Origin of the sequence: Streptomyces chryseus (genome assembly GCF_014650755.1) — a bacterium.
GTDB lineage: Bacteria > Actinomycetota > Actinomycetes > Streptomycetales > Streptomycetaceae > Streptomyces > Streptomyces chryseus.
This window is the reverse complement of the sequence record NZ_BMVO01000001.1, coordinates 114620-134932: the sequence shown is the minus strand read 5'-3', so window position 1 is coordinate 134932 and position 20313 is coordinate 114620. Positions and strand designations below refer to the sequence as shown.

Sequence of the window (20313 nt, the reverse complement as noted above, 5' to 3'; positions counted from 1 at the left end):
CCCCGCGCCGGTCCCCGACCCGTCTCACTCCCACCGGAAGAAACGGGCGGCCGCGCCCAGGCCCAGCACCGCCCACGCGGCCAGGACGCCGAGGTCGCCCCAGGGGATCACCGCGCCGTGCTGGAGCACGTCCCGCAGGCCGTCCGACAGGGCCGAGATCGGCAGCAGCCCGAGGACCGAGCGCACCGCGTCCGGGAACTTGTCGAGCGGCACGATCACGCCGCCGCCGACGAGCAGCAGCAGGAAGACGAGGTTCGCGGCGGCCAGCGTCGCCTCCGCCCTGAGCGTGCCGGCCATCAGCAGGCCGAGGCCGGAGAAGGCCGCCGTACCGAGCACCAGGAGGAGGAACACGGCGAACGGGCTGCCGTGCGGGGACCAGCCGAGGCCGAACGCGATCACCGTCAGCAAGGCGACCTGCAGCACCTCGGTGACGAGCACGGACAGGGTCTTGGCCGTCATCAGGGCCCAGCGGGGCAGCGGAGAGGTGCCGAGCAGCTTCAGCACGCCGTACCGGCGCTCGAAGCCCGTCGCGATGGCCTGCCCGGTGAAGGCCGTCGACATCACGGCGAGCGCCAGGACGCCGGGGGCCAGGAAGTCCACGGCCGGACCGGCTCCGGTGTCGATGATGTCGACGGAGGAGAACAGCACCAGCAGCAGCGCCGGGATGATCACCGTGAGCAGCAGCTGCTCGCCGTTGCGCAGCAGCATCTTCGTCTCGAAGGCGGTCTGCGCCGCGATCATCCGGGGCAGCGGGGCCGCCCCGGGACGCGGGCTGTACGTACCGATGCTCATGAACGGAGGTCCTTACCGGTCAGCTCGAGAAAGACGTCCTCCAGGGAGTGCCGCTCGACGGAGATGCCGTCCGGCATCACGCCGTGCTGCGCGCACCAGGAGGTGACGGTGGCCAGCAGCTGCGGGTCGACCTTGCCGGTGATGCGGTACGTCCCCGGCGTCAGCTCGGCCGCCAGGGTGTCCACCGGAAGCGCCTTGAGCAGGGACGCGAGGTCCAGACCGGGGCGCCCGGTGAAGCGCAGGGTGTTCTCGGCGCCGCCGCGGCACAGCTCCTCGGGGCTGCCCTGCGCGATCACCCTGCCGTTGTCGATGATGGCGACGTCGTCCGCGAGCTGCTCGGCCTCGTCCATGAAGTGGGTCGTCAGGACGACGCCGACACCGTCCGCGCGGAGTTCGCGTACGAGCTCCCAGGTGGACCGGCGGGCCTGCGGGTCGAGGCCGGCGGTCGGCTCGTCCAGGAACACCAGCTCGGGGCGGCCCACCACGGCCATCGCCAGCGCGAGCCGCTGCTGCTGTCCGCCGGAGAGCCGCCGGTACGTCGTCCGGCCGCAGCTGCCGAGACCGAGGCGCTCGATCAGCGCGTCGACGTCCAGCGGGTGGGCGTGCAGCTTCGCCACGTGGCGCAGCATCTCGTCGGCCCTGGCTCCCGAGTAGACGCCGCCCGACTGGAGCATCACGCCGATCCGGGGGCGCAGCTCGGCCGCGTCGGCGACCGGGTCCAGGCCGAGGACGCGTACGGTCCCGGCGTCCGGCCTGCGGTAGCCCTCGCACGTCTCGATCGTGGTGGTCTTGCCGGCCCCGTTCGGGCCGAGCACGGCGGTGACCACGCCCGGGCGGACCTCCAGGTCGAGCCCGTCGACGGCGGTCTTGGATCCGTACCGCTTGACCAGTCCTGCGATCTGGACGGCGACCTGGACGGTCTCGCTTCTCATGTCGGGAAGTCTAGAGAGGGCCCCGCGGGTGGTGTCCGGGGGCTCCGGTCAAGGCGGGAAAGCCCCTGGTCAACCCGGTCGTAGTGACCGGAAGGTCCGTTCTGTCCGTGGCCGGTCCCGGGCCGGGCGGGGGGTGTCCGCAGGCGCTCGTTTGATCATTTCCGCAGGTCAGATTAGGTAAACCTAAGTGATGCAGCCCACCGGAGCTTGATCGGAACGCGGGTTGTCACCCCCTCGGGAATTACGCAACAATGGCGTTGTGAAATACGGTGTGAGTTCGACTGAGCCTCCCCAGGAGGAGCTCGCGACCGGTGAGCGCTCGACGCGCAACCGGATCGCGCGGTCCGTCCTGGACCACGGCCCGTCCACCGCCGCCGATCTCGCGAAGCGCCTCGGGCTCACCCAGGCCGCCGTCCGCCGCCACCTCGATTCGCTCGTCGCCGAGAACGTCGTCGAGCCACGCGAGCAGCGCGTGTACGGCACCAGGACCCGGGGCAGGCCCGCCAAGGTCTTCGCGCTCACCGACTGCGGCCGGGACGCCTTCGACCAGTCCTACGACCAGCTCGCCGCCGACGCCCTGCACTGGATCGCTCAGGCGGCCGGTGGCGGCGAGAAGGGCGAGGCGGCCGTCACCGCGTTCGCCCGCGCACGGTTCGCCGCCCAGGCCGGGGCGTACCGCGCGGCGGTCGAGGCCGCCGCCCCCGAGGACCGGACCGAGGCGCTCGCCAGGGCCTTGTCGGCCGACGGGTACGCTGCCACGGCGCGAAACGCACCGGTCGGAGAGCAGCTCTGCCAGCACCACTGCCCGGTCGCCCACGTCGCCGAGCAGTACCCGCAGCTGTGCGAGGCGGAGACCGAGTTCTTCTCCGAACTGCTCGGAACCCATGTGCAGCGGCTGGCGACCATCGCCCACGGCGACGGCGTATGCACGACGTTTGTCCCCAAGAACACCCATTCAGCATCTGCAAGTACGGCCGGGAGGAACCCCGCATGACTCTCCCCACGGAGACTGCCCACCCCGAACTCGAGGGCCTGGGTACGTACGAATTCGGCTGGGCCGACTCCGACGCGGCCGGTGCCGCGGCCAAGCGCGGTCTCTCCGAGGACGTCGTACGCGACATCTCGGCGAAGAAGAACGAGCCCGAGTGGATGCTGAAGCTGCGGCTCAAGGGCCTCAAGCTGTTCGGCAAGAAGCCCATGCCGACCTGGGGCTCCGACCTGTCGGGCATCGACTTCGACAACATCAAGTACTTCGTGCGCTCCACCGAGAAGCAGGCGGAGTCCTGGGAGGACCTGCCCGAGGACATCAAGAACACGTACGACAAGCTCGGCATCCCCGAGGCGGAGAAGCAGCGCCTCGTGGCCGGTGTCGCGGCCCAGTACGAGTCCGAGGTCGTCTACCACCAGATCCGTGAGGACCTGGAGGAGCAGGGCGTCATCTTCCTCGACACCGACACCGCGCTGAAGCAGCACCCGGAGCTCTTCCAGGAGTACTTCGGCACGGTCATCCCGGTCGGCGACAACAAGTTCGCCTCGCTGAACTCGGCCGTGTGGTCCGGCGGCTCGTTCATCTACGTACCCAAGGGTGTGCGCGTCGACATCCCGCTCCAGGCCTACTTCCGCATCAACACGGAGAACATGGGCCAGTTCGAGCGGACGCTGATCATCGTCGACGAGGACGCGTACGTCCACTACGTCGAGGGCTGCACCGCCCCGATCTACTCCTCCGACTCGCTGCACAGCGCCGTCGTGGAGATCATCGTCAAGAAGGGCGGCCGCTGCCGCTACACGACCATCCAGAACTGGTCGAACAACGTCTACAACCTGGTCACCAAGCGCGCCGTGGCGTACGAGGGCGCGACCATGGAGTGGGTCGACGGCAACATCGGCTCCAAGGTGACGATGAAGTACCCGGCCGTCTACCTGATGGGCGAGCACGCCAAGGGCGAGACCCTGTCGATCGCCTTCGCGGGCGAGGGCCAGCACCAGGACGCCGGCTCCAAGATGGTCCACATGGCGCCGAACACCTCCTCCAACATCGTCTCCAAGTCGGTGGCGCGAGGCGGCGGCCGCACCTCCTACCGCGGTCTCGTCGAGATCGGCGAGGGCGCACCGGGCTCGAAGTCCAACGTCCTGTGCGACGCGCTGCTCGTCGACACGATCTCCCGCTCCGACACGTACCCGTACGTGGACGTGCGCGAGGACGACGTGTCCATGGGCCACGAGGCGACCGTCTCCAAGGTCTCCGATGACCAGCTCTTCTACCTGATGAGCCGCGGCATGACCGAGTTCGAGGCCATGGCGATGATCGTCCGCGGCTTCGTCGAGCCGATCGCCAAGGAGCTGCCGATGGAGTACGCGCTGGAGCTCAACCGGCTGATCGAGCTGCAGATGGAGGGTTCGGTCGGCTAAGGCCCCGTACCCCCGCAGCGACTGACTTTCGACCCAGAGAGAGAGCACTACGACAGCCATGGCTGAGGCTCAGAACATCCCGGTGGGTTCCACCACCGCCGGCACGATCGCGGTGGCCGCCGACTCCACCGTCGCCACGCGCATGAGCGCCCCGCCGTCCTTCGACGTGGCGGACTTCCCCGTGCCGCACGGCCGCGAGGAGGAGTGGCGGTTCACGCCGCTGGAGCGCCTGCGCGGGCTGCACGACGGCACCGCCGAGGCCGGCGGCGTCCTCACCGTCGAGGTGACCGCCCCCGAGGGCGTCACCGTCGAGACGGTGGACCGCACGGACGCGCGGCTCGGAAAGGCCGGCACGCCGGTGGACCGGGTCGCCGCCCAGGCGTACAGCTCCTTCGAGAAGGCCTCGGTCGTCTCGGTGCCCAAGGAAGCCGTCCTCACGGAGCCCATCCGCATCGCCGTCCACGGCGAGGGCGGCACGGCCTACGGCCACCAGGTCGTCGAGCTGGGCGCCTTCGCCGAGGCTGTCGTCGTCATCGACCACACCGGTGACGCCGTGCTCGCCGCCAACGTCGACTTCGTCGTCGGCGACGGCGCGAAGCTGACCGTCGTCTCCGTGCAGGACTGGGACGACACGGCCGTGCACGTCTCGCAGCACAACGCGCGCATCGGTCGCGACGCCTCGTTCAAGTCGGTCGTGGTGACGTTCGGGGGCGATCTCGTACGTCTCAACCCGCAGGTGCAGTACGCCGGCACCGGCGGCGAGGCCGAGCTCTTCGGCCTGTACTTCACCGACGCGGGCCAGCACCAGGAGCACCGCCTCCTGGTCGACCACAACACCCCGCACTGCAAGTCGAACGTCGCCTACAAGGGCGCGCTCCAGGGCGACGGCGCGCACGCCGTGTGGATCGGCGACGTGCTGATCCAGGCCGCCGCCGAGGGCACGGACACGTACGAGCTGAACCGCAACCTCGTCCTCACGGACGGCGCGCGGGTCGACTCCGTGCCGAACCTGGAGATCGAGACCGGCGAGATCGTCGGCGCCGGCCACGCCTCGGCCACCGGCCGCTTCGACGACGAGCAGCTCTTCTACCTCATGTCGCGCGGTATTCCGGCCGGTGAGGCCCGCCGCCTCGTCGTCCGCGGCTTCTTCGCGGAGCTCGTCCAGCAGATCGGTCTGCCCGACGTCGAGGAACGCCTCCTCGCCAAGATCGACGCGGAGCTGGAGGCGTCCGTCTGATGGCCTTCGTCAAAGCCTGTGCGCTGAGTGAGCTGGAGGACGACACCCCCAAACGGGTGGAGCTCGACGGCACACCGGTGTCCGTCGTCCGTACCGAGGGCGAGGTGTACGCGATCAACGACATCTGCTCGCACGCGAACGTCTCCCTCTCGGAGGGCGAGGTGGAGGACTGCATGATCGAGTGCTGGCTGCACGGATCGAGCTTCGACCTCCGCACCGGCAAGCCCTCCGGCCTTCCCGCGACGCGCCCCGTCCCCGTATACCCCGTCAAGATCGAAGGGGACGATGTGCTCGTCTCCGTCACACAGGAGTCCTGAGACACCCATGGCAACGCTTGAAATCCGCGACCTGCACGTTTCCGTCGAGGCCGACAACTCCACCAAGGAGATCCTCAAGGGCGTCGACCTGACCGTGAAGCAGGGCGAGACCCACGCCATCATGGGCCCCAACGGCTCCGGCAAGTCCACCCTCGCGTACTCGATCGCCGGTCACCCGAAGTACACGATCACCAGTGGCACCGTCACCCTCGACGGCGAGGACGTCCTGGAGATGTCCGTCGACGAGCGTGCCCGCGCCGGCATGTTCCTCGCCATGCAGTACCCGGTCGAGGTCCCCGGCGTATCGGTCTCCAACTTCCTGCGTACGTCGGCTACGGCGATCCGCGGCGAGGCCCCCAAGCTGCGCACCTGGGTGAAGGAGGTCAAGTCCGCGATGGAGCAGCTCCAGATGGACCCGGCCTTCGCCGAGCGCAACGTCAACGAGGGCTTCTCCGGCGGTGAGAAGAAGCGCCACGAGATCCTCCAGCTGGAGCTCCTGAAGCCGAAGATCGCGATCCTCGACGAGACCGACTCCGGCCTCGACGTCGACGCCCTGCGCCAGGTCTCCGAGGGCGTCAACCGCGTCCACGCGACCGGTGAGGTCGGCACGCTGCTGATCACGCACTACACGCGCATCCTGCGCTACATCAAGCCGGACTTCGTGCACGTCTTCGCCAAGGGCAGGATCGTCGCGTCCGGCGGCCCGGAGCTCGCCGACAAGCTCGAGGCCGAGGGCTACGAGGAGTACACGAAGGGTGGCCCCGTGAGCGGAGCGAACTCAGAGGAGGACGTCGCGTGACACAGCTGCCGGGCCTTCTCGACACCGAGGCGATCCGCAAGGACTTCCCGATCCTGGATCGCACGATCCACGACGGCAAGAAGATCGTTTACCTGGACAACGCGGCGACTTCGCAGAAGCCGCGCCAGGTCCTCGACGCGCTGAACGCGTACTACGAGCGGAGCAACGCCAACGTCCACCGCGGCGTTCACGTGCTCGCCGAGGAGGCCACGGCGCTGTACGAGGGCGCCCGCGACAAGGTCGCCGCCTTCATCAACGCGCCGAGCCGCGACGAGGTCATCTTCACGAAGAACGCCTCCGAGTCGCTCAACCTCGTGGCGAACATGCTGGGCTGGGCCGACGAGCCCTACCGCGTGGACGCCGAGACCGAGATCGTCATCACGGAGATGGAGCACCACTCCAACATCGTCCCGTGGCAGCTGCTCTCGCAGCGCACCGGCGCGAAGCTGAAGTGGTTCGGCATCACCGACGACGGCCGTCTCGACCTGTCCGACATCGACGAGATCATCACCGAGAAGACGAAGATCGTCTCCTTCACGCTGGTCTCGAACATCATGGGCACGATCAACCCGGTCGACACGATCATCCGCCGGGCGCAGGAGGTCGGTGCGCTCGTGTGCATCGACGCCTCGCAGGCGGCGCCGCACATGCCCCTCGACGTACAGGCGCTCCAGGCCGACTTCGTGGCCTTCACCGGACACAAGATGGTCGGCCCGACCGGCATCGGTGTGCTGTGGGGACGCCAGGAGCTGCTGGAGGACCTCCCGCCGTTCCTGGGCGGCGGCGAGATGATCGAGACCGTGTCGATGAGCTCGTCGACGTACGCTCCCGCTCCGCACAAGTTCGAGGCCGGTACGCCCCCGATCGCCCAGGCCGTCGGCCTCGGCGCGGCCGTGGACTACCTCACCGCGATCGGCATGGACAAGATCGCCGCCCACGAGCACGCGATCACCGAGTACGCGATCAAGCGCCTCTCGGAGGTCGAGGGCCTGCGGATCATCGGCCCGACGACGGCCGAGGACCGCGGCGCGACGATCTCCTTCACGCTCGGTGACATCCACCCGCACGACGTGGGCCAGGTCCTCGACGAGCTGGGCATCGCCGTCCGGGTCGGACACCACTGCGCGCGGCCCGTCTGCCTGCGGTACGGAATTCCTGCGACCACGCGAGCGTCGTTCTATCTGTACTCCACACCGGCCGAGGTCGACGCACTGGTCGAGGGCCTGGAGCACGTCCGGAACTTCTTCGGTTAAGGGCTGGGGATCGTGAAGCTTGATTCGATGTACCAGGAAGTCATCCTGGATCACTACAAGCACCCGCACGGGCGGGGCTTGCGGGACGGCGACGCCGAGGTGCACCACGTCAACCCGACGTGCGGCGACGAGATCACGCTCCGCGTGAAGTACGACGGCGCGACCGTCGCCGACGTCTCGTACGAGGGCCAGGGCTGTTCCATCAGCCAGGCCAGCGCCTCCGTGCTGAACGATCTGCTGGTCGGCAAGGAGCTGGCCGATGCGCAGAAGATCCAGGCGACCTTCCTGGAGCTGATGCAGTCCAAGGGACAGATCGAGCCGGACGACGCGATGGAGGAGGTACTGGAGGACGCGGTCGCGTTCGCCGGTGTCTCGAAGTACCCGGCTCGGGTGAAGTGTGCCCTGCTCAGCTGGATGGCATGGAAGGACGCGACGGCCCAGGCACTGGGCGACGGCGCCGAGAGGAAGACCGCATGAGCGACAACGCAGCGACACCGACCGAGAGCGTCACGACCAAGCCCGCCTCCGAGGAGGAGGTCCGCGAGGCCCTGTACGACGTGGTCGACCCCGAGCTGGGCATCGACGTCGTCAACCTGGGCCTGATCTACGGCATCCACGTCGACGACGCGAACATCGCCACGCTCGACATGACGCTGACGTCCGCGGCCTGCCCGCTGACCGACGTCATCGAGGACCAGGCGAAGTCGGCGACCGAGGGCATCGTCAACGAGCTGAAGATCAACTGGGTCTGGATGCCGCCGTGGGGCCCGGACAAGATCACGGACGACGGCCGCGAGCAGCTGCGCGCGCTCGGCTTCAACGTCTGAGACCGGCAGCGGGTCTCCCGGAGATCCGAGAAGCAGGTACGGCGAGGGGCCCCCGGCAATGTGCCGGGGGCCCCTCGCCGTCTCGCGTGCCCGGGGGTCTGCTCGCCGCGCCGGGTGTCAGTGCGGGGCGGCCGCCGCCTCGGCCAGGGCGGGGCCCAGGTTCTCCTTGCGGATGCGCTGGTCGACGTACAGCAGGCCGGTCACCACCTGAGGGTAGGTGGTAGCGATGATCTGGCTGATGATGCTGCCGAGCATGACGAACACCAGGTAGCCGGCCATCGAGGCGAGCACCTCGGCGACGCTCGGGTCCGACCCCGTCCCGGCCATGCCCGGCATGCTCGTCATCATGCCGATGATGGTGAGCGGGAACTGCACGATGTACCCCGCGACCATGGCGATGAGCCACGCCAGCAGGCTGATGCCGAAGATCCGCCACCACGAGCCCTTCACCAGCCGGGCCGAGCGGCGCAGCGCGGCGACGGGCCGCTGGGACTCGAAGACCACGGCCGCCGGAGCCAGGCTGAACAGCACCCACATCCAGACCGCCACGGGTATGCACGCCAGCATCAGGACGAAACCGCCCACGGCCCAGGCCACGGACGCTTCGTCCGTCACGAACGACACGATCATCAGGACGTAGCTGCCCATGAAGATGCCCATGATCAGGATCGCGACGAGCCAGGGCAGCAGCATCGCGCCGATCACGGCGGGCACCCGGGCCCAGGCGCGCCGCCACACCGCGCCGAGGGTCGTACGGCGGCCGAGCACCGCGTCCTGGAGGACGGCGGGGCAGGCGGCCATGATGGCCGCGTTGGCGACCACCATGGCCAGGAGGGCGACGAGGCCCACCACGACGAACGCGACGATCAGGGGAACCGCGTCGCCGGCGCCGAACGAGTCGTCGTACGCGTCGCTCTCGATGGCCCTGTCCAGGGTGTCGCTGGTCGCGGAGTAGGCGACCGCCAGGGCCGCGAGCGTCACCAGGAGCGCGCCGCCGTACATGAGCACGGCTATGCCCAGCAGTTGCTTCCAGTACCGGCCCACCGTCGTCATCGAACCGCCGAGGAGGTCCCCGAGTGAGAGCGGCGCCAGCGGGATGACGCCGGGCTTGGGCGGGGGAGGGGGCGGCATCCAGCCGCCGCCCCAGCCGGGCGGCGGCGGGGGTTGCGGTGGTTGCGGGGGTCCTGGGTGCGGTCCGCCGCCGTGGGGGCCGTTCCAGCCCGAATCGTGCGCCACTTTCACTCCGTTGCGTTCAGGCCCTGACCGGGCGGTACACCGTATCGGGTGGCTGTCGCCCGACAGAACGCGGTTTGCGGGCACGCGCGCGTGAGGGGGAGGCGCACCGGCGGCGCGGCGTTGTGTACGGCCGTACACAAGCATGTGTACTCTCGTACACATGCCCACGCCCTACGTACTGCTGGCCGCGGCCATCGCGGCGGAGGTGGCCGGGACCACGGCCATGAAGTACAGCGACGGATTCACCAAGCTGTGGCCCTCGCTCGGCACGGCCGCCGGCTATCTGCTCGCCTTCACCCTGCTCGCCCAGACCCTCAAGTCCATGTCGGTCGGCACCGCCTACGCGATCTGGGCGGGCGCCGGCACCGCCGCCGTCGCCGCGATCGGCATCTTCTTCCTCGGGGAGTCGGCGAACGCCGCCAAACTGGCCGGGATCGGACTGGTCATCGTCGGCGTGGTCCTGCTCAACCTCGGTGGCGCGCACTGATGGCCCGCCGGTACGACCCCGAGCGCCGGCAGCGCATCATCGACGCCGCGATACGCGTCGTGGGGCGCAAGGGCATCGCCGGACTGAGCCACCGGTCGGCCGCGGCCGAGGCGGACGTACCGCTCGGCTCGACGACGTACCACTTCAGGACGCTCGACGAGCTGATGGTCGCCGCGCTGCGGCAGACCAACGAGGGGTTCGCGAAGGCGGTGGCCGCACGCGGCGCCTTCGAGGACCCGCGGGCCGACCTGGCGGACGAACTGGCCAAGGTCCTGGGGGAGTGGCTGTCGGGGGACCGTACGGGGGTGGAGCTGGAGTACGAGCTCTACCTGGCCGCGCTGCGCAGGCCGGCCCTGCGCCCGGTCGCCGCCGAGTGGTGCACGGGCATGGCCGACCAGCTGGCGCGGCGCACCGATCCGGTCACGGCGCGGGCGCTGGTCGCGCTGATGGACGGGATCTGCCTCCAGGTCCTGCTGACCGGCGCGGCGTACGACGCGGCGTACGCGCGCGAGATGCTCGCCCGCGTCATCGGCCGGCGGCCGCCCACCGGGTGACCCCGGGCCACGACCGGACGGCGGCCGGCGCGCCGCTGCCGCCGGACGGGCGCACACGATCCGGCGGCTGACGGCCCCCGGTCCGGGGCGGTGTGCCGGGCGCGGGCGCCCGGCATCCGGGACCGGTTCGCCTCGACACGCCGGAGCCGGTTAGCGTTCGGGCATGACCGATACGACTGCTACTCGCACCACCGGCGCCGTCGCCGCCGGCCTCGCCACCCTCGCCGCTGACGGCACCGTCCTGGACACCTGGTTCCCCGCCCCCGAGCTCGTCGCCGAGCCCGGTCCCGCCGGCACCGAGCGCCTCACCGCAGAGCGCGCCGCCGAGCTGCTCGGCGCCTCCGCGCCGAAGGCCCTCGGCCCCGACGCCCGGCGCGGCGTCGAGGTCGTCGCCGTCCGTACGGTCATCGCCTCGCTCGACGACAAGCCGCTGGACGCCCACGACGCGTACCTGCGCCTGCACCTGCTCTCGCACCGGCTGGTCCAGCCGCACGGCCAGAACCTGGACGGCGTCTTCGGCCTCCTCGCCAACGTCGCCTGGACGTCGCTCGGCCCGGTCGCCGTCGACCAGCTGGAGACCGTACGGCTGAACGCCCGCGCCGAGGGGCTGCACCTCCAGGTGACCTCGGTCGACAAGTTCCCGCGCATGACGGACTACGTCGCGCCCAAGGGCGTCCGCATCGCCGACGCCGACCGCGTCCGCCTCGGCGCGCACCTCGCCGAGGGCACGACGGTGATGCACGAGGGCTTCGTCAACTTCAACGCCGGCACGCTCGGCACCTCCATGGTCGAGGGCCGCATCTCGGCCGGCGTCGTCGTCGGCGACGGCTCCGACATCGGCGGCGGCGCGTCCACCATGGGCACCCTCTCCGGCGGCGGCAACGTCCGCATCGTCATCGGCGAGCGCTGCCTGGTCGGCGCCGAGGCGGGCGTCGGCATCGCGCTGGGCGACGAGTGCGTCGTCGAGGCCGGCCTGTACGTCACGGCGGGCACCCGGGTCACGATGCCCGACGGCCAGATCGTCAAGGCCCGCGAGCTCTCCGGCGCCAGCAACATCCTCTTCCGCCGGAACTCGGTGACCGGCACCGTCGAGGCCCGCCCGAACAACGCGGTCTGGGGCGGCCTCAACGAAATCCTGCACAGCCACAACTGACCGTCCGCACCGGCGCAATGCGGCGGCCTGACCACGTCGGGCCGCCGCTGCCCGTGCCGCACAGCCCCGTGGACGGTGCGCGGGCGACCGTCAGCTCTCCGAGTGCTTCAGCCGGGTCAGGACCGCCGTCAGTTCCGTCGTCAGGGTGTGGTCCGCCGTGTCCGGGTCGCAGGCGGTGATGGCGTCGACCAGGGTGGTGTGGCTGTCGTCGCCGGTGCCGGGGTCTGCCGTGCGCCGGGGCAGGAGGTCCGGCAGGTCGATCAGGGCCTGGCGCAGGGCCGGGGCGAACTCCGCGAAGAGGTCGGTGAGTACGGGGTTGTGCGCGGCGCTCACCACGGCGGTGTGCAGGGCGATGTCCGCGTCGACGAAAGCCGCGTCGTCGCCCCCGGCCGCCGCCCGGCGCGCGTCCAGCGCGGTGCGCAGCGCGGCCAGGTCCTCGTCGGTTCTGCGGAGCGCCGCGAGGCGGGCGGCCTGGACCTCCAGAAGCATCCTGACCTCGTACACGTCGGCCACCGCCGCCCGGCGCAGGCGCGTGGGCCAGTCGACCTCCGGCCGGGTGGCGATGACGAAGACGCCGGCGCCCTGCCGGGGCTGCACCAGGCCCGCCCCCGCCAGGGCGCGCAGCGCCTCGCGGACCGTCGAGCGGCCCACGCCCAGGGTCTTGGCGAGCGTCGTCTCACCGGGCAGCTTCGAGCCGACCGGCCAGTGGCCGCACGAGATCTGCTCGCGCAGGTTCTCGGCGGCCTGCTCGACCAGCGGGCTCGGGCGAAGAGTGCCGAGCGGCATCTGGCGCTCACCTCTCAGGTTGTCTGAGGAGCCGGTGTGGTCACTGTAGGCACCATGGTGCCCCGCCCGGTGCCGGACGCGGCCGTGCGCGCCGTACCGGACGCCGGGAATCGCACTCTGACGGATGACGTCGCGTGACCTCTGGGCCGTTCGGGTGGATAAGCAGGGTGGATAAGCAGGTCGGCACATCGCACGATGATTCAGGGCGAGGGAGCGGCATGACGGCGCAGCAGGTACGGGCACTGGCACGACGGATGACCGGATGCGGTGCGGTTCTGATGGCGGTGGGGCTGTCCGCGGGCGTGGCCCACGCCGACGAGACGCACACCAACGCGCACAACGCGCCCCGCGTCATGCTGATCTCCACGGGGCAGATCGACGATCCGCTGGAGGACGTCCTGGAGCACACCGCGATCCTCGGCCGGATCGGCGTCTCCGGCTGACCACGGATCAGATCAGGACCTGGTAGGCAGCCAGCAGCCCGTCGACCGTCATGCGGTCGGCGGGCCGCAGCGGTTCCCGGACCGGGCCGGACGGCAGCCCGAGCGCGCCGAGCAGCCCCTTCGCGGTGACCGTGCCCGGCAGGCCCGACGCCATCATCAGCGTGATCAGGGGCACCGCGCGCCCGTGGGCGAGCGCCGCTCCCGCCGTGTCACCGGCGTCGTACGCGTCCAGGACGGCCCGCACCGCGCGGGGCGCGCAGTTGGCGACCGTACTGACACAGCCCGCGCCACCCAACGCGTAGAGCGGCAGGTTCAGTTCCTCGCTGCCCGAGTAGTAGGCGAGATCCGTCCTCGACATGACGGTGGCGCTGCCCAGCAGATCGTACGCGCAGTCCTTGACGGCGGTGATCCGGGGATGGCCGGCGAGGCGCAGCATCGTCTCCACCTCGATGCGGGTGCCGGTGCGGCCCGGGATGTCGTACAGCATCAGCGGGACGCCGACCGCGTCCGCGACCCGCCGGAAGTGTGCCTCCACGGCGTCCTGCGGCGGCCGGCTGTAGTACGGCGTGACCACCAACAGGCCGTCCGTGCCCGCCCGTTCCGCCTCCCGCGCCAGTTCGACCGTGTGCCGGGTGTCGGCGCTGCCGACGCCCGACAGGAGAGCCGCCCGGTCGCCCACAGCCTCACGGACGGCCCGTACGAGCGCGCTCTTCTCGGCGTCGGTGGTGGTCGGGGACTCACCGGTGGTGCCGTTCAGCACGAGCCCCTCGCAGCCCCCCTCGGACACCAGGCGGTCGGCGAGCGACTGGGCCCCGTTGAGGTCCAGTTCTCCGGCGGAGGTGAAGGGTGTGATCATGGCGCACAGGGCGCGGCCGAAAGGGCTTGACGCGGTCATACGGGAAGTCTGGGCGGCCCCACGGTGAAGGTCCACTTAGATTTTCTTCGGTTGAGCGGCAAGCATTACTGAACAGTGGACCAGGTCGCACGAACGCGGCCGGACGGGCTCGACGGTGCGGACCAGGTGAAGGAGCAGGTCGCGGGCGCGGCGGACGAACCCACCCTGATCGCCTGGCGCGTGGCTCCCACCGGCTGACCCCGACCGGCCCCGACCGGCCCAAACCGGCTCCGACCGGGCTCAGAGCGCGAGCTTGAACCCGTCGTGGCTGCGCGCGAATCCGAGCGACGCGTAGAAGCGGTGCGCCCCGGTGCGCCGCTTGTCGCTCGTCAGCTGGACCAGCGCGCAGCCACGTGCACGGGCCCGCTCGACGGCCCGCCCGACCAGCTCCCGCCCGATCCCCGCACCGCGCCGGTCCGCCCTGACCCGTACCGCCTCGATGAGGGCACGCTCGGCGCCGTGCTTGCCGAGGCCCGGGATGTACGTCGCCTGCAGGCAGCCCAGCACGGTGGCCCCGCTCTCGTCGGTCAGCACCAGCATCTCGTTGCGGCTGTCTCCGGTGATCGCCTCGAAGGCCCGCTCGTACGCCGCGTCGACGACGACCGACGCCGGGTCGACGACCTTCTCCTCGTCGGCGAGGAGGGCGAGTATCGCGGGGAGGTCGTGGCGGGTCGCGGTACGGAAGATCATGACCGGGGATTCTGGCACGGTTGACCTCAACCGCGCTTGGGGTTCCAGGATGGTGGACACGGGAGCGCGCCGCACCGGCGCGCCCAGTGAGGAGACGCCGCCATGTCCGTACGCAGCACGCAGGTCGACTCCCTTCCCACGATGGGCCGTCCGGACGCCGGAGTGGTCCTGGTCAGCACCTGGCGGGTCGGCACGCCCGAGCGCCAGAAGGCCGCGGTCGAGGCCGTCGCCGGGGCGTGGCGGAGCCGGCCGTGGCCGGACGTCGGGCCGCTCTCGTACAGCGTGTACACCGGCGAGGACGGCGACACCCTGCTGCACTACTCGCAGTGGCGGAGCATGGAGGACTACCGGGAGTTCTCCGGTACGTCCAGGGACGGCCGCAACGCCGAGATCGACGCCGCCGTGCCCGGGATCGAGCGGGTCGGGCTGCACGCGTACGAGCTCTACCGCAGCACGGTGCTCGCCCCCGGCGGGCCGGAGCGCGAGCCGGGCTGCGTCGTGATCGTCGACGTCGAGTTCGACGGCCCCGACCCGGCCCGGCAGCGGGACTGGGTGGACACCGTCTTCGAGGCGCTCGCGACGGACCCCGGACTGCACCCCGGCGGTATCGCCGGGCACTTCCACGTCAGCACGGACGGGACGCGGGTGCTCAACTACGCCCAGTGGGAGAGCGCCGAGGCGCACATCGAGGCGCTGGGCGGCACCGGAGGCGTGGGCGCGCCCACGCCGCAGTGGCGCGAGGTGCACGGCTACCCGGGCGTGACCGGCGGCGGGGTGGCGCGCTACACGCCCGCGCTCAGCCTGAGCGCGGGCGTGTGACGGGGCCCGGGACTACGGGCGGAAGCGGATGACCTGCGGGTCGTGGTCGCTGTTCTGCTCGGCGAACTCCGCGTTGATGTGGACGCTGTCGTAGCTGAACTTCCCGATCGACGGGCTGGTCAGGATCTGGTCCAGGACCTGGCTGTTGCCCTGGAAGACGTACGAGTAACGCTCCGACCGGGGCAGGGCCTTGATCGCCGGGTAGAGCGCGCCGTCCGCCGTCAGCGCCTTCGTCGTCGCCGAGAACTCGAAGTCGTTGATGTCGCCGAGGACGAGCACGTCCGCGTCGCGCTGCGCCTTCAGGATGTCCTTGACGAAGGCGTTGACCGACTGCGCCTGCTCCAGCCGCTTGACCTCCGACTTGCGCACCGGCGGCTGGTGGTGCGACGGCAGACCCTCGTCGCCGCCCTTGGAGCCGAAGTGGTTCGCGATGACGAAGACCGTACGGCCGCGGAAGGCGAACTCGCCCGCCAGCGGCTTGCGGCTGTTCTCCCAGGCGGCGTTCGCCGGGTCGATCCGGCCGGGCGAGTGGGTCAGGGCCGCGCGGCCCTTCTCCCGTACGACACCCGTCGCGGTGGTGGCGTCGCCGGCGCCGCGTTCGGTGAAGGAGACCCGCTCGGGGTTGTAGAGGAAGACCTGGCGGATGTTGCCGCCGGGCTCGCCGCCGTCCTGGTTGTTGACCGGGTCGATCGTGCGCCAGACGTACGACGGGCCGCCGGCCGCGGCGATCGCGGTCGTGAACTTCTTCAGCGTCTCCTCGGCGGAGACCGTGCCGTCGTTCTTCGCGCCGTTGTCGTCCTGGATCTCCTCCAGGGCGAGGATGTCGGGCGAGGCGAGGTTCTCCACGACGGCCGAAGCCAGCGCGTCGAACTTGTCCTGCGGGTCGCTCGGGTCCAGGTTCTCGACGTTGTACGTCGCCACCGCCAGCTCGCCGCGGCGCTGCGGCCGGGTCGACTCGCGCTCCAGGCCCCGGTCGGTGACCGTGCCGAGCGTGCGGGCCGTCAGGGTGTAGCCGCCGAACTGGTTGAAGTCCAGGGGGCCTTCGGTCGTACCCGAGAGCACGTCGCCGACGTTCGCCTTCGGGAACGGCTGCTGGGAGATCGGCGCGAGCTGCTGGATCTGGAGCCGGCCGGTGTTCTGCGCGGTGTACGAGCCGTAGACCGCGCCGCCGCGCCGGTTGTCGTTCTCGCGCGGCTTGACCGTGACCCACAGCTCCGCGTACGGGTCGGTCGCGCCGACCACGCGCGACGAGCCGATGCGGATGTTGCTGCCCTCCAGCGACTCGTAGTAGTCGAGGGCGTACGCGCGCGGCTTCAGCGGGAGCGCGTTGATGCTGCCGCCCGCCGCCGGGTCGCCCTCGGAGGCGTACGCGGAAGGGACGGACTTCGCCGAGACGGTGACCGGCGCGGGCAGCGGGTTGCCCGAGGAGACCACGGTCACGGCCGGCTTGGCGATCTGGGTGAGCGACTGGTTGCCGGAGGCGGCGCCGCCGGGGATGTACTCGCCGACCGTGCCGGACACCTTGACCGCGTCGCCGACGGCGACGGTCGGCGCGGAGCCGGTGAAGACGAAGATTCCCTCGCTGGTGGCGGCGTCGGCGTCGGCTTCGGGGTCCTGGAACCAGAAGCCCTTCGAGCCGTACGTCCGGACACCGGTGACGATGCCGGACACGTCGGTGACCTGCTGCCCCACGAGCGGGGATATGCGGGTGGTGCCCTGGATGTCGTGGATCCGGGTCTCCGCGGCCGAGGCGGCCGCGGGAGAGGCGGAGGCCGAGCTCACCAGCAGCCCGCCGGCCAGTGCGGCGGCTGCGACGGCCGCGACGGCGGCGGATCCGGGGAGGGAGGAACGGGAAGTCATCTCGTGGCTCCGAGTGCGATGGATGAGGGGTGGAGCAGGGTTCTACGCGCGTCAATCTCTTGTGTACGACAGGGGGTTGTCAAGGGTCGCCGGGTGTACGGATCCTGACGGGTACATGAACCCGGCGGCATGGGGGCAAATACGTCTACGCTGGGGGCCGCCCGACCCGTATGCGCCAAGGAGAATCCCCAGATGTCCGGTGACCGCCCGACCCTGCCGCCGGTGCGGCTCCACTCCGACGCCGAGCTGGCGCGGGCGGCGCTCACCTCGCCGCTGCTCGCGCGCGCCGCGCGGCTGGCCCGGTGGGCGGGGCCGGCGACGCGGGTCGGCGCCGGCGGTGAACTCGCCGACGAGCAACTGCCCGAGGCCGCCGCGCACCTCGGACTCCCCGCCGACGAGGACGGTGCGGCGGAGGCGAGCGAGGCGTGGCGGCTGGCCGTCGACACGGGGCTCGTCGAGGTGACGGACCCCGCCGAGGACGCAGAGGAAGCCGAGGACGTCGAGGACCTGGAGGGCGGGGCGGAGGCCGCCGGCACCGTCACGGCCGGTGAGAACCTGGCGCTGCTCACCTCCGGCAGCCCCCAGGACGTCCTCGCCATCTGGCTCGACGCCTTCGACGCCGTGTTCGCCGACGCCACCGCGCCCGTACTGGACGACCTCGCCGACGCCATCGGCGAGGACGGGCAGATCGACCTGGAGGCGCTGGACTGGGACCCGGAGGCGGAGGCGGAGTTCCTCGAGGGCGTCCTCGGCAACCTGTACCTGCTGACCGTCTCCGACGGGGCCGCCGAGGGTCCGGTGCCGCTGCCCGCGCTCGCCGCGTCCATGATCGTCCCGGACGACATGGGTGAGCCGACCGACGACGTACTGGAGCAGGTGTCGGACGCGATGATGCAGCTCGACGACCAGTTCAGGGTGCTGGAGCCGATCGGGCTCGTCGCCTACCAGCCGGTCGACGAGGCGCTGATGGCCGAGGAGGGCGCGGAGCCCGAGGCGCCCGTCGACGACGAGGACGTGACCCGGTACGGCATGGTGGGGCTGACCCCGCTCGGGCTGTACGGGGTCAGGGCCCGGATGCTCGAAGCGGGCGTCGACGCGCCCGCGGTCGGCGATCTCGCGGACAAGGGCGCGGAGGCGCTGCTCGACGGCATCGCGTACTTCCCCGAGGCGTCGGCGGGAGCGGAGACGCAGCTGTGGCTCGCCCGGCGCGAACCGGCCGCCGCCGCACGGGAGTTGCTCGCCGCAGCGCGCGGTACGGACAGGGGCGCGCCGCTGCGCAGGCTGCGCAGCCAGCAGGCGCTGTCGCTGGTCGGGCCGGAGGCGGAGGACGCGGTGCGCGAGGTGCTCGACAACGCGGAACTGGGCGGCCTCGCCCGCGTCTGGCTCGCCGAGCACGGCGCCTCCGACGTGCCTGCGCCGCCCGAGTCGATGATCTTCTGGCTCGCGATCGACACGATCGCCGCGCAGCTCGACGCGGACGGGGAACCGGACGAGCTCCAGGGCCTGGTGGCGGGGCTGACCGGCCGGCACAGCGGCTTCTTCGACGCGGCGTGGCGCGTGGACCACCCGGCCACGGCGGACGTCCTGGAGGCGATGGGCCGGCTGCACCCGGACAAGAAGGCGGCGAAGGAAGCACGCAAGGCGGCGTTCAAGGCACGGTCGCGCGGGGGGAACTGAGGACTGGGGGCGGCCGGGGCGGGGGCGAGCGCGGACGTGGGGCGGGAGCCCTTACGGGCGACGGGCGGGCGAGCGGGCGGCCTTGGAACGGACAAGGAGAGCGGCGGCCCGGGACGGACAAGGCGAGCGGGCGGCCGGGGACGGGCGGAGGGGAGAGCGGGTGGCCCGGCAGGGTTGCTTCCCCCTGTTCACCCCGTCCCTCCCCGCCTCCTCCCGGCCTGTGGCTCCACCCGTACGTCCAGCCGGCCGGCCCGCCGCGCACTCACCGCGGCGAACCCCTCAAGTCCGGAGGTAGGACGCGCCGTTGAGATCCAGTACCGCTCCGGACGACCACTCGGCCCCCGGCGACGCCAGCCACACCACCGCCCCCGCGATCTCCTCCGCCGTCGCGACCCGGCCGAACGGGCTCTGGGCGCGGATCGCCTCGCCCTCCGCGCCGCTCAGCCGGTGCGCGACGCGCTCGGTGTCGAAGAAGCCCGGCGCCACCGACGCCACCCCGATGCCGTACGGCGCCAGAGAAACCGCCAGCGACTGGCCGAGCGCGTGCACCGCCGCCTTCGTCGCTCCGTACGCCGGGTGATCGGGCTCCCCGCGGAACGCGCCGCGTGAGCCGATGTTGACGATCCGTCCGCCCGTCCCCTGGTCGATCATGCGGCGGGCCGCGAGATGGCTGAGGTTGGCCGTGGCGAGCAGGTTGACGGACACATGGCGCTGCCACACGGCCGCCCACGCGTCGTACGGTGTCTCTGCGAGCGGGTGGCGCTCGTTGACCGCCGCGTTGTTCACCAGCACGTCGATGCCGCCGAGCCCCTCCGCCGCCAGGTCCGCGACGGCCGCCGCGCCCGCCGGGTCGGACAGGTCGCCGCCGGCGAGCACATGGCCCGCACCGGGGAGCTCCTCCAGGGTCCGTACCGCGTCCTCGCGCCGCGAGCCGTAGTGGACCGCGACACGGTCGCCGCCCGCCGCGAAGGCGCGGGCGACGGCGCGGCCGAGACCGCGCGACGCGCCGCTGACGAGGACGCGGCGGCCGGAGGCCTGCAGGCCGGGCAGCGGCTGCGGCGGCGCGTGCGGGGGCAGGTGCATGACGGGTGGCCTCTCGGACGACGGGCGGTGTTCAGCCCCCGTTTATACGCGCGCGCGAGCC

Annotated in this window: 23 protein-coding genes; 15 read left to right on the top strand and 8 right to left on the bottom strand. The window is 71.2% G+C overall.

What is annotated here, in order from left to right; translation table 11 throughout:
* Positions 1 to 24: 24 nt before the first annotated feature.
* Positions 25 to 792, bottom strand: coding sequence for an ABC transporter permease (locus IE185_RS00675; protein WP_138894760.1), 768 nt, complete (start codon positions 790 to 792; stop codon positions 25 to 27).
* The gene (locus IE185_RS00670) at positions 789 to 1724 is read right to left on the bottom strand and encodes an ABC transporter ATP-binding protein (protein WP_138894759.1); all 936 of its coding nucleotides are present in this window, start codon (positions 1722 to 1724) and stop codon (positions 789 to 791) included. The genes IE185_RS00675 and IE185_RS00670 overlap by 4 nt, the downstream gene beginning before the upstream one ends.
* Before the next feature lie 271 nt (positions 1725 to 1995).
* On the opposite strand from IE185_RS00670, the gene IE185_RS00665 reads away from it, so the two are divergent.
* The 8 genes from IE185_RS00665 to IE185_RS00630 are packed head-to-tail and all read left to right on the top strand — an operon-like array spanning position 1996 to position 8569.
* Positions 1996 to 2718: a helix-turn-helix transcriptional regulator gene (locus IE185_RS00665; RefSeq protein ID WP_373303672.1), complete on the top strand. Its 723-nt coding sequence runs from the start codon at positions 1996 to 1998 to the stop codon at positions 2716 to 2718.
* The gene (sufB, locus tag IE185_RS00660; RefSeq protein ID WP_138894757.1) at positions 2715 to 4136 is read left to right on the top strand and encodes a Fe-S cluster assembly protein SufB; all 1422 of its coding nucleotides are present in this window, start codon (positions 2715 to 2717) and stop codon (positions 4134 to 4136) included. Before IE185_RS00665 ends, sufB begins: the two co-directional genes overlap by 4 nt.
* Positions 4137 to 4194: 58 nt before the next feature.
* A complete protein-coding gene (gene sufD / locus IE185_RS00655) occupies positions 4195 to 5373 on the top strand; it encodes a Fe-S cluster assembly protein SufD (protein WP_138894756.1) in 1179 nt (392 codons plus the stop codon).
* Positions 5373 to 5690, top strand: a complete 318-nt coding sequence (locus IE185_RS00650; RefSeq protein WP_028813879.1) for a bifunctional 3-phenylpropionate/cinnamic acid dioxygenase ferredoxin subunit — start codon at positions 5373 to 5375, stop codon at positions 5688 to 5690. The genes sufD and IE185_RS00650 overlap by 1 nt, the downstream gene beginning before the upstream one ends.
* A 7-nt stretch (positions 5691 to 5697) precedes the next feature.
* Positions 5698 to 6489: a Fe-S cluster assembly ATPase SufC gene (sufC, locus tag IE185_RS00645; protein ID WP_138894755.1), complete on the top strand. Its 792-nt coding sequence runs from the start codon at positions 5698 to 5700 to the stop codon at positions 6487 to 6489.
* Positions 6486 to 7742 (top strand): cysteine desulfurase, encoded by a 1257-nt coding sequence (locus tag IE185_RS00640; RefSeq protein WP_138894754.1) that lies wholly within the window; start codon positions 6486 to 6488, stop codon positions 7740 to 7742. The genes sufC and IE185_RS00640 overlap by 4 nt, the downstream gene beginning before the upstream one ends.
* Positions 7743 to 7754: 12 nt before the next feature.
* A complete protein-coding gene (gene sufU, locus IE185_RS00635; RefSeq protein ID WP_138894753.1) occupies positions 7755 to 8219 on the top strand; it encodes a Fe-S cluster assembly sulfur transfer protein SufU in 465 nt (154 codons plus the stop codon).
* Positions 8216 to 8569 carry a metal-sulfur cluster assembly factor gene (locus IE185_RS00630; protein WP_138894752.1) on the top strand — a complete coding sequence of 118 codons (354 nt, stop codon included), beginning with the start codon at positions 8216 to 8218 and terminating at the stop codon, positions 8567 to 8569. The genes sufU and IE185_RS00630 overlap by 4 nt, the downstream gene beginning before the upstream one ends.
* 117 nt (positions 8570 to 8686) lie before the next feature.
* Here the strand turns inward: IE185_RS00630 and IE185_RS00625 are convergent, their stop codons facing one another.
* Positions 8687 to 9805, bottom strand: coding sequence for a DUF7847 domain-containing protein (locus IE185_RS00625; protein ID WP_229843293.1), 1119 nt, complete (start codon positions 9803 to 9805; stop codon positions 8687 to 8689).
* Between the two features lie 160 nt (positions 9806 to 9965).
* On the opposite strand from IE185_RS00625, the gene IE185_RS00620 reads away from it, so the two are divergent.
* The 3 genes from IE185_RS00620 to dapD all read left to right on the top strand — a co-directional run bounded on the left by IE185_RS00620 (position 9966) and on the right by dapD (position 11999).
* On the top strand, positions 9966 to 10292 hold the full coding sequence (locus IE185_RS00620) for a DMT family transporter (protein ID WP_138898378.1): 327 nt from the start codon (positions 9966 to 9968) through the stop codon (positions 10290 to 10292).
* Positions 10292 to 10846 carry a TetR/AcrR family transcriptional regulator gene (locus tag IE185_RS00615; protein WP_138898377.1) on the top strand — a complete coding sequence of 185 codons (555 nt, stop codon included), beginning with the start codon at positions 10292 to 10294 and terminating at the stop codon, positions 10844 to 10846. Before IE185_RS00620 ends, IE185_RS00615 begins: the two co-directional genes overlap by 1 nt.
* 163 nt (positions 10847 to 11009) lie before the next feature.
* Complete coding sequence (dapD, locus tag IE185_RS00610) at positions 11010 to 11999, top strand: 2,3,4,5-tetrahydropyridine-2,6-dicarboxylate N-succinyltransferase (RefSeq protein ID WP_138898376.1); 990 nt, start codon at positions 11010 to 11012, stop codon at positions 11997 to 11999.
* A gap of 90 nt (positions 12000 to 12089) precedes the next feature.
* Here the strand turns inward: dapD and IE185_RS00605 are convergent, their stop codons facing one another.
* Positions 12090 to 12785 carry a FadR/GntR family transcriptional regulator gene (locus IE185_RS00605; RefSeq protein ID WP_138898375.1) on the bottom strand — a complete coding sequence of 232 codons (696 nt, stop codon included), beginning with the start codon at positions 12783 to 12785 and terminating at the stop codon, positions 12090 to 12092.
* Between the two features lie 254 nt (positions 12786 to 13039).
* Here IE185_RS00605 and IE185_RS00600 point away from each other — a divergent pair, with 254 nt between their 5' ends.
* Positions 13040 to 13228, top strand: a complete 189-nt coding sequence (locus tag IE185_RS00600) for a hypothetical protein (RefSeq protein ID WP_138898379.1) — start codon at positions 13040 to 13042, stop codon at positions 13226 to 13228.
* Between the two features lie 7 nt (positions 13229 to 13235).
* Here IE185_RS00600 and dapA read toward each other — a convergent pair whose 3' ends face one another.
* Positions 13236 to 14123: a 4-hydroxy-tetrahydrodipicolinate synthase gene (dapA, locus tag IE185_RS00595; RefSeq protein WP_170198397.1), complete on the bottom strand. Its 888-nt coding sequence runs from the start codon at positions 14121 to 14123 to the stop codon at positions 13236 to 13238.
* A 75-nt stretch (positions 14124 to 14198) separates the two neighbouring features.
* Here dapA and IE185_RS33590 point away from each other — a divergent pair, with 75 nt between their 5' ends.
* Positions 14199 to 14321, top strand: coding sequence for a hypothetical protein (locus tag IE185_RS33590; protein ID WP_268245798.1), 123 nt, complete (start codon positions 14199 to 14201; stop codon positions 14319 to 14321).
* Between the two features lie 42 nt (positions 14322 to 14363).
* Here the strand turns inward: IE185_RS33590 and IE185_RS00590 are convergent, their stop codons facing one another.
* Positions 14364 to 14813 (bottom strand): GNAT family N-acetyltransferase, encoded by a 450-nt coding sequence (locus tag IE185_RS00590; protein ID WP_138908982.1) that lies wholly within the window; start codon positions 14811 to 14813, stop codon positions 14364 to 14366.
* A gap of 102 nt (positions 14814 to 14915) precedes the next feature.
* Here IE185_RS00590 and IE185_RS00585 point away from each other — a divergent pair, with 102 nt between their 5' ends.
* Positions 14916 to 15632, top strand: coding sequence for an antibiotic biosynthesis monooxygenase (locus IE185_RS00585; protein ID WP_138898445.1), 717 nt, complete (start codon positions 14916 to 14918; stop codon positions 15630 to 15632).
* A 12-nt stretch (positions 15633 to 15644) separates the two neighbouring features.
* Here IE185_RS00585 and IE185_RS00580 read toward each other — a convergent pair whose 3' ends face one another.
* Positions 15645 to 17492 (bottom strand): DUF8508 domain-containing protein, encoded by a 1848-nt coding sequence (locus tag IE185_RS00580; RefSeq protein ID WP_189714387.1) that lies wholly within the window; start codon positions 17490 to 17492, stop codon positions 15645 to 15647.
* Between the two features lie 192 nt (positions 17493 to 17684).
* On the opposite strand from IE185_RS00580, the gene IE185_RS00575 reads away from it, so the two are divergent.
* Positions 17685 to 19169, top strand: a complete 1485-nt coding sequence (locus IE185_RS00575; protein WP_189714386.1) for a hypothetical protein — start codon at positions 17685 to 17687, stop codon at positions 19167 to 19169.
* Between the two features lie 279 nt (positions 19170 to 19448).
* On the opposite strand, the gene IE185_RS00570 is transcribed toward IE185_RS00575, so the two are convergent.
* Entirely contained in the window at positions 19449 to 20252 is an 804-nt protein-coding gene (locus tag IE185_RS00570) for an SDR family NAD(P)-dependent oxidoreductase (RefSeq protein ID WP_138898316.1), read from the bottom strand.
* Positions 20253 to 20313: the final 61 nt, after the last annotated feature.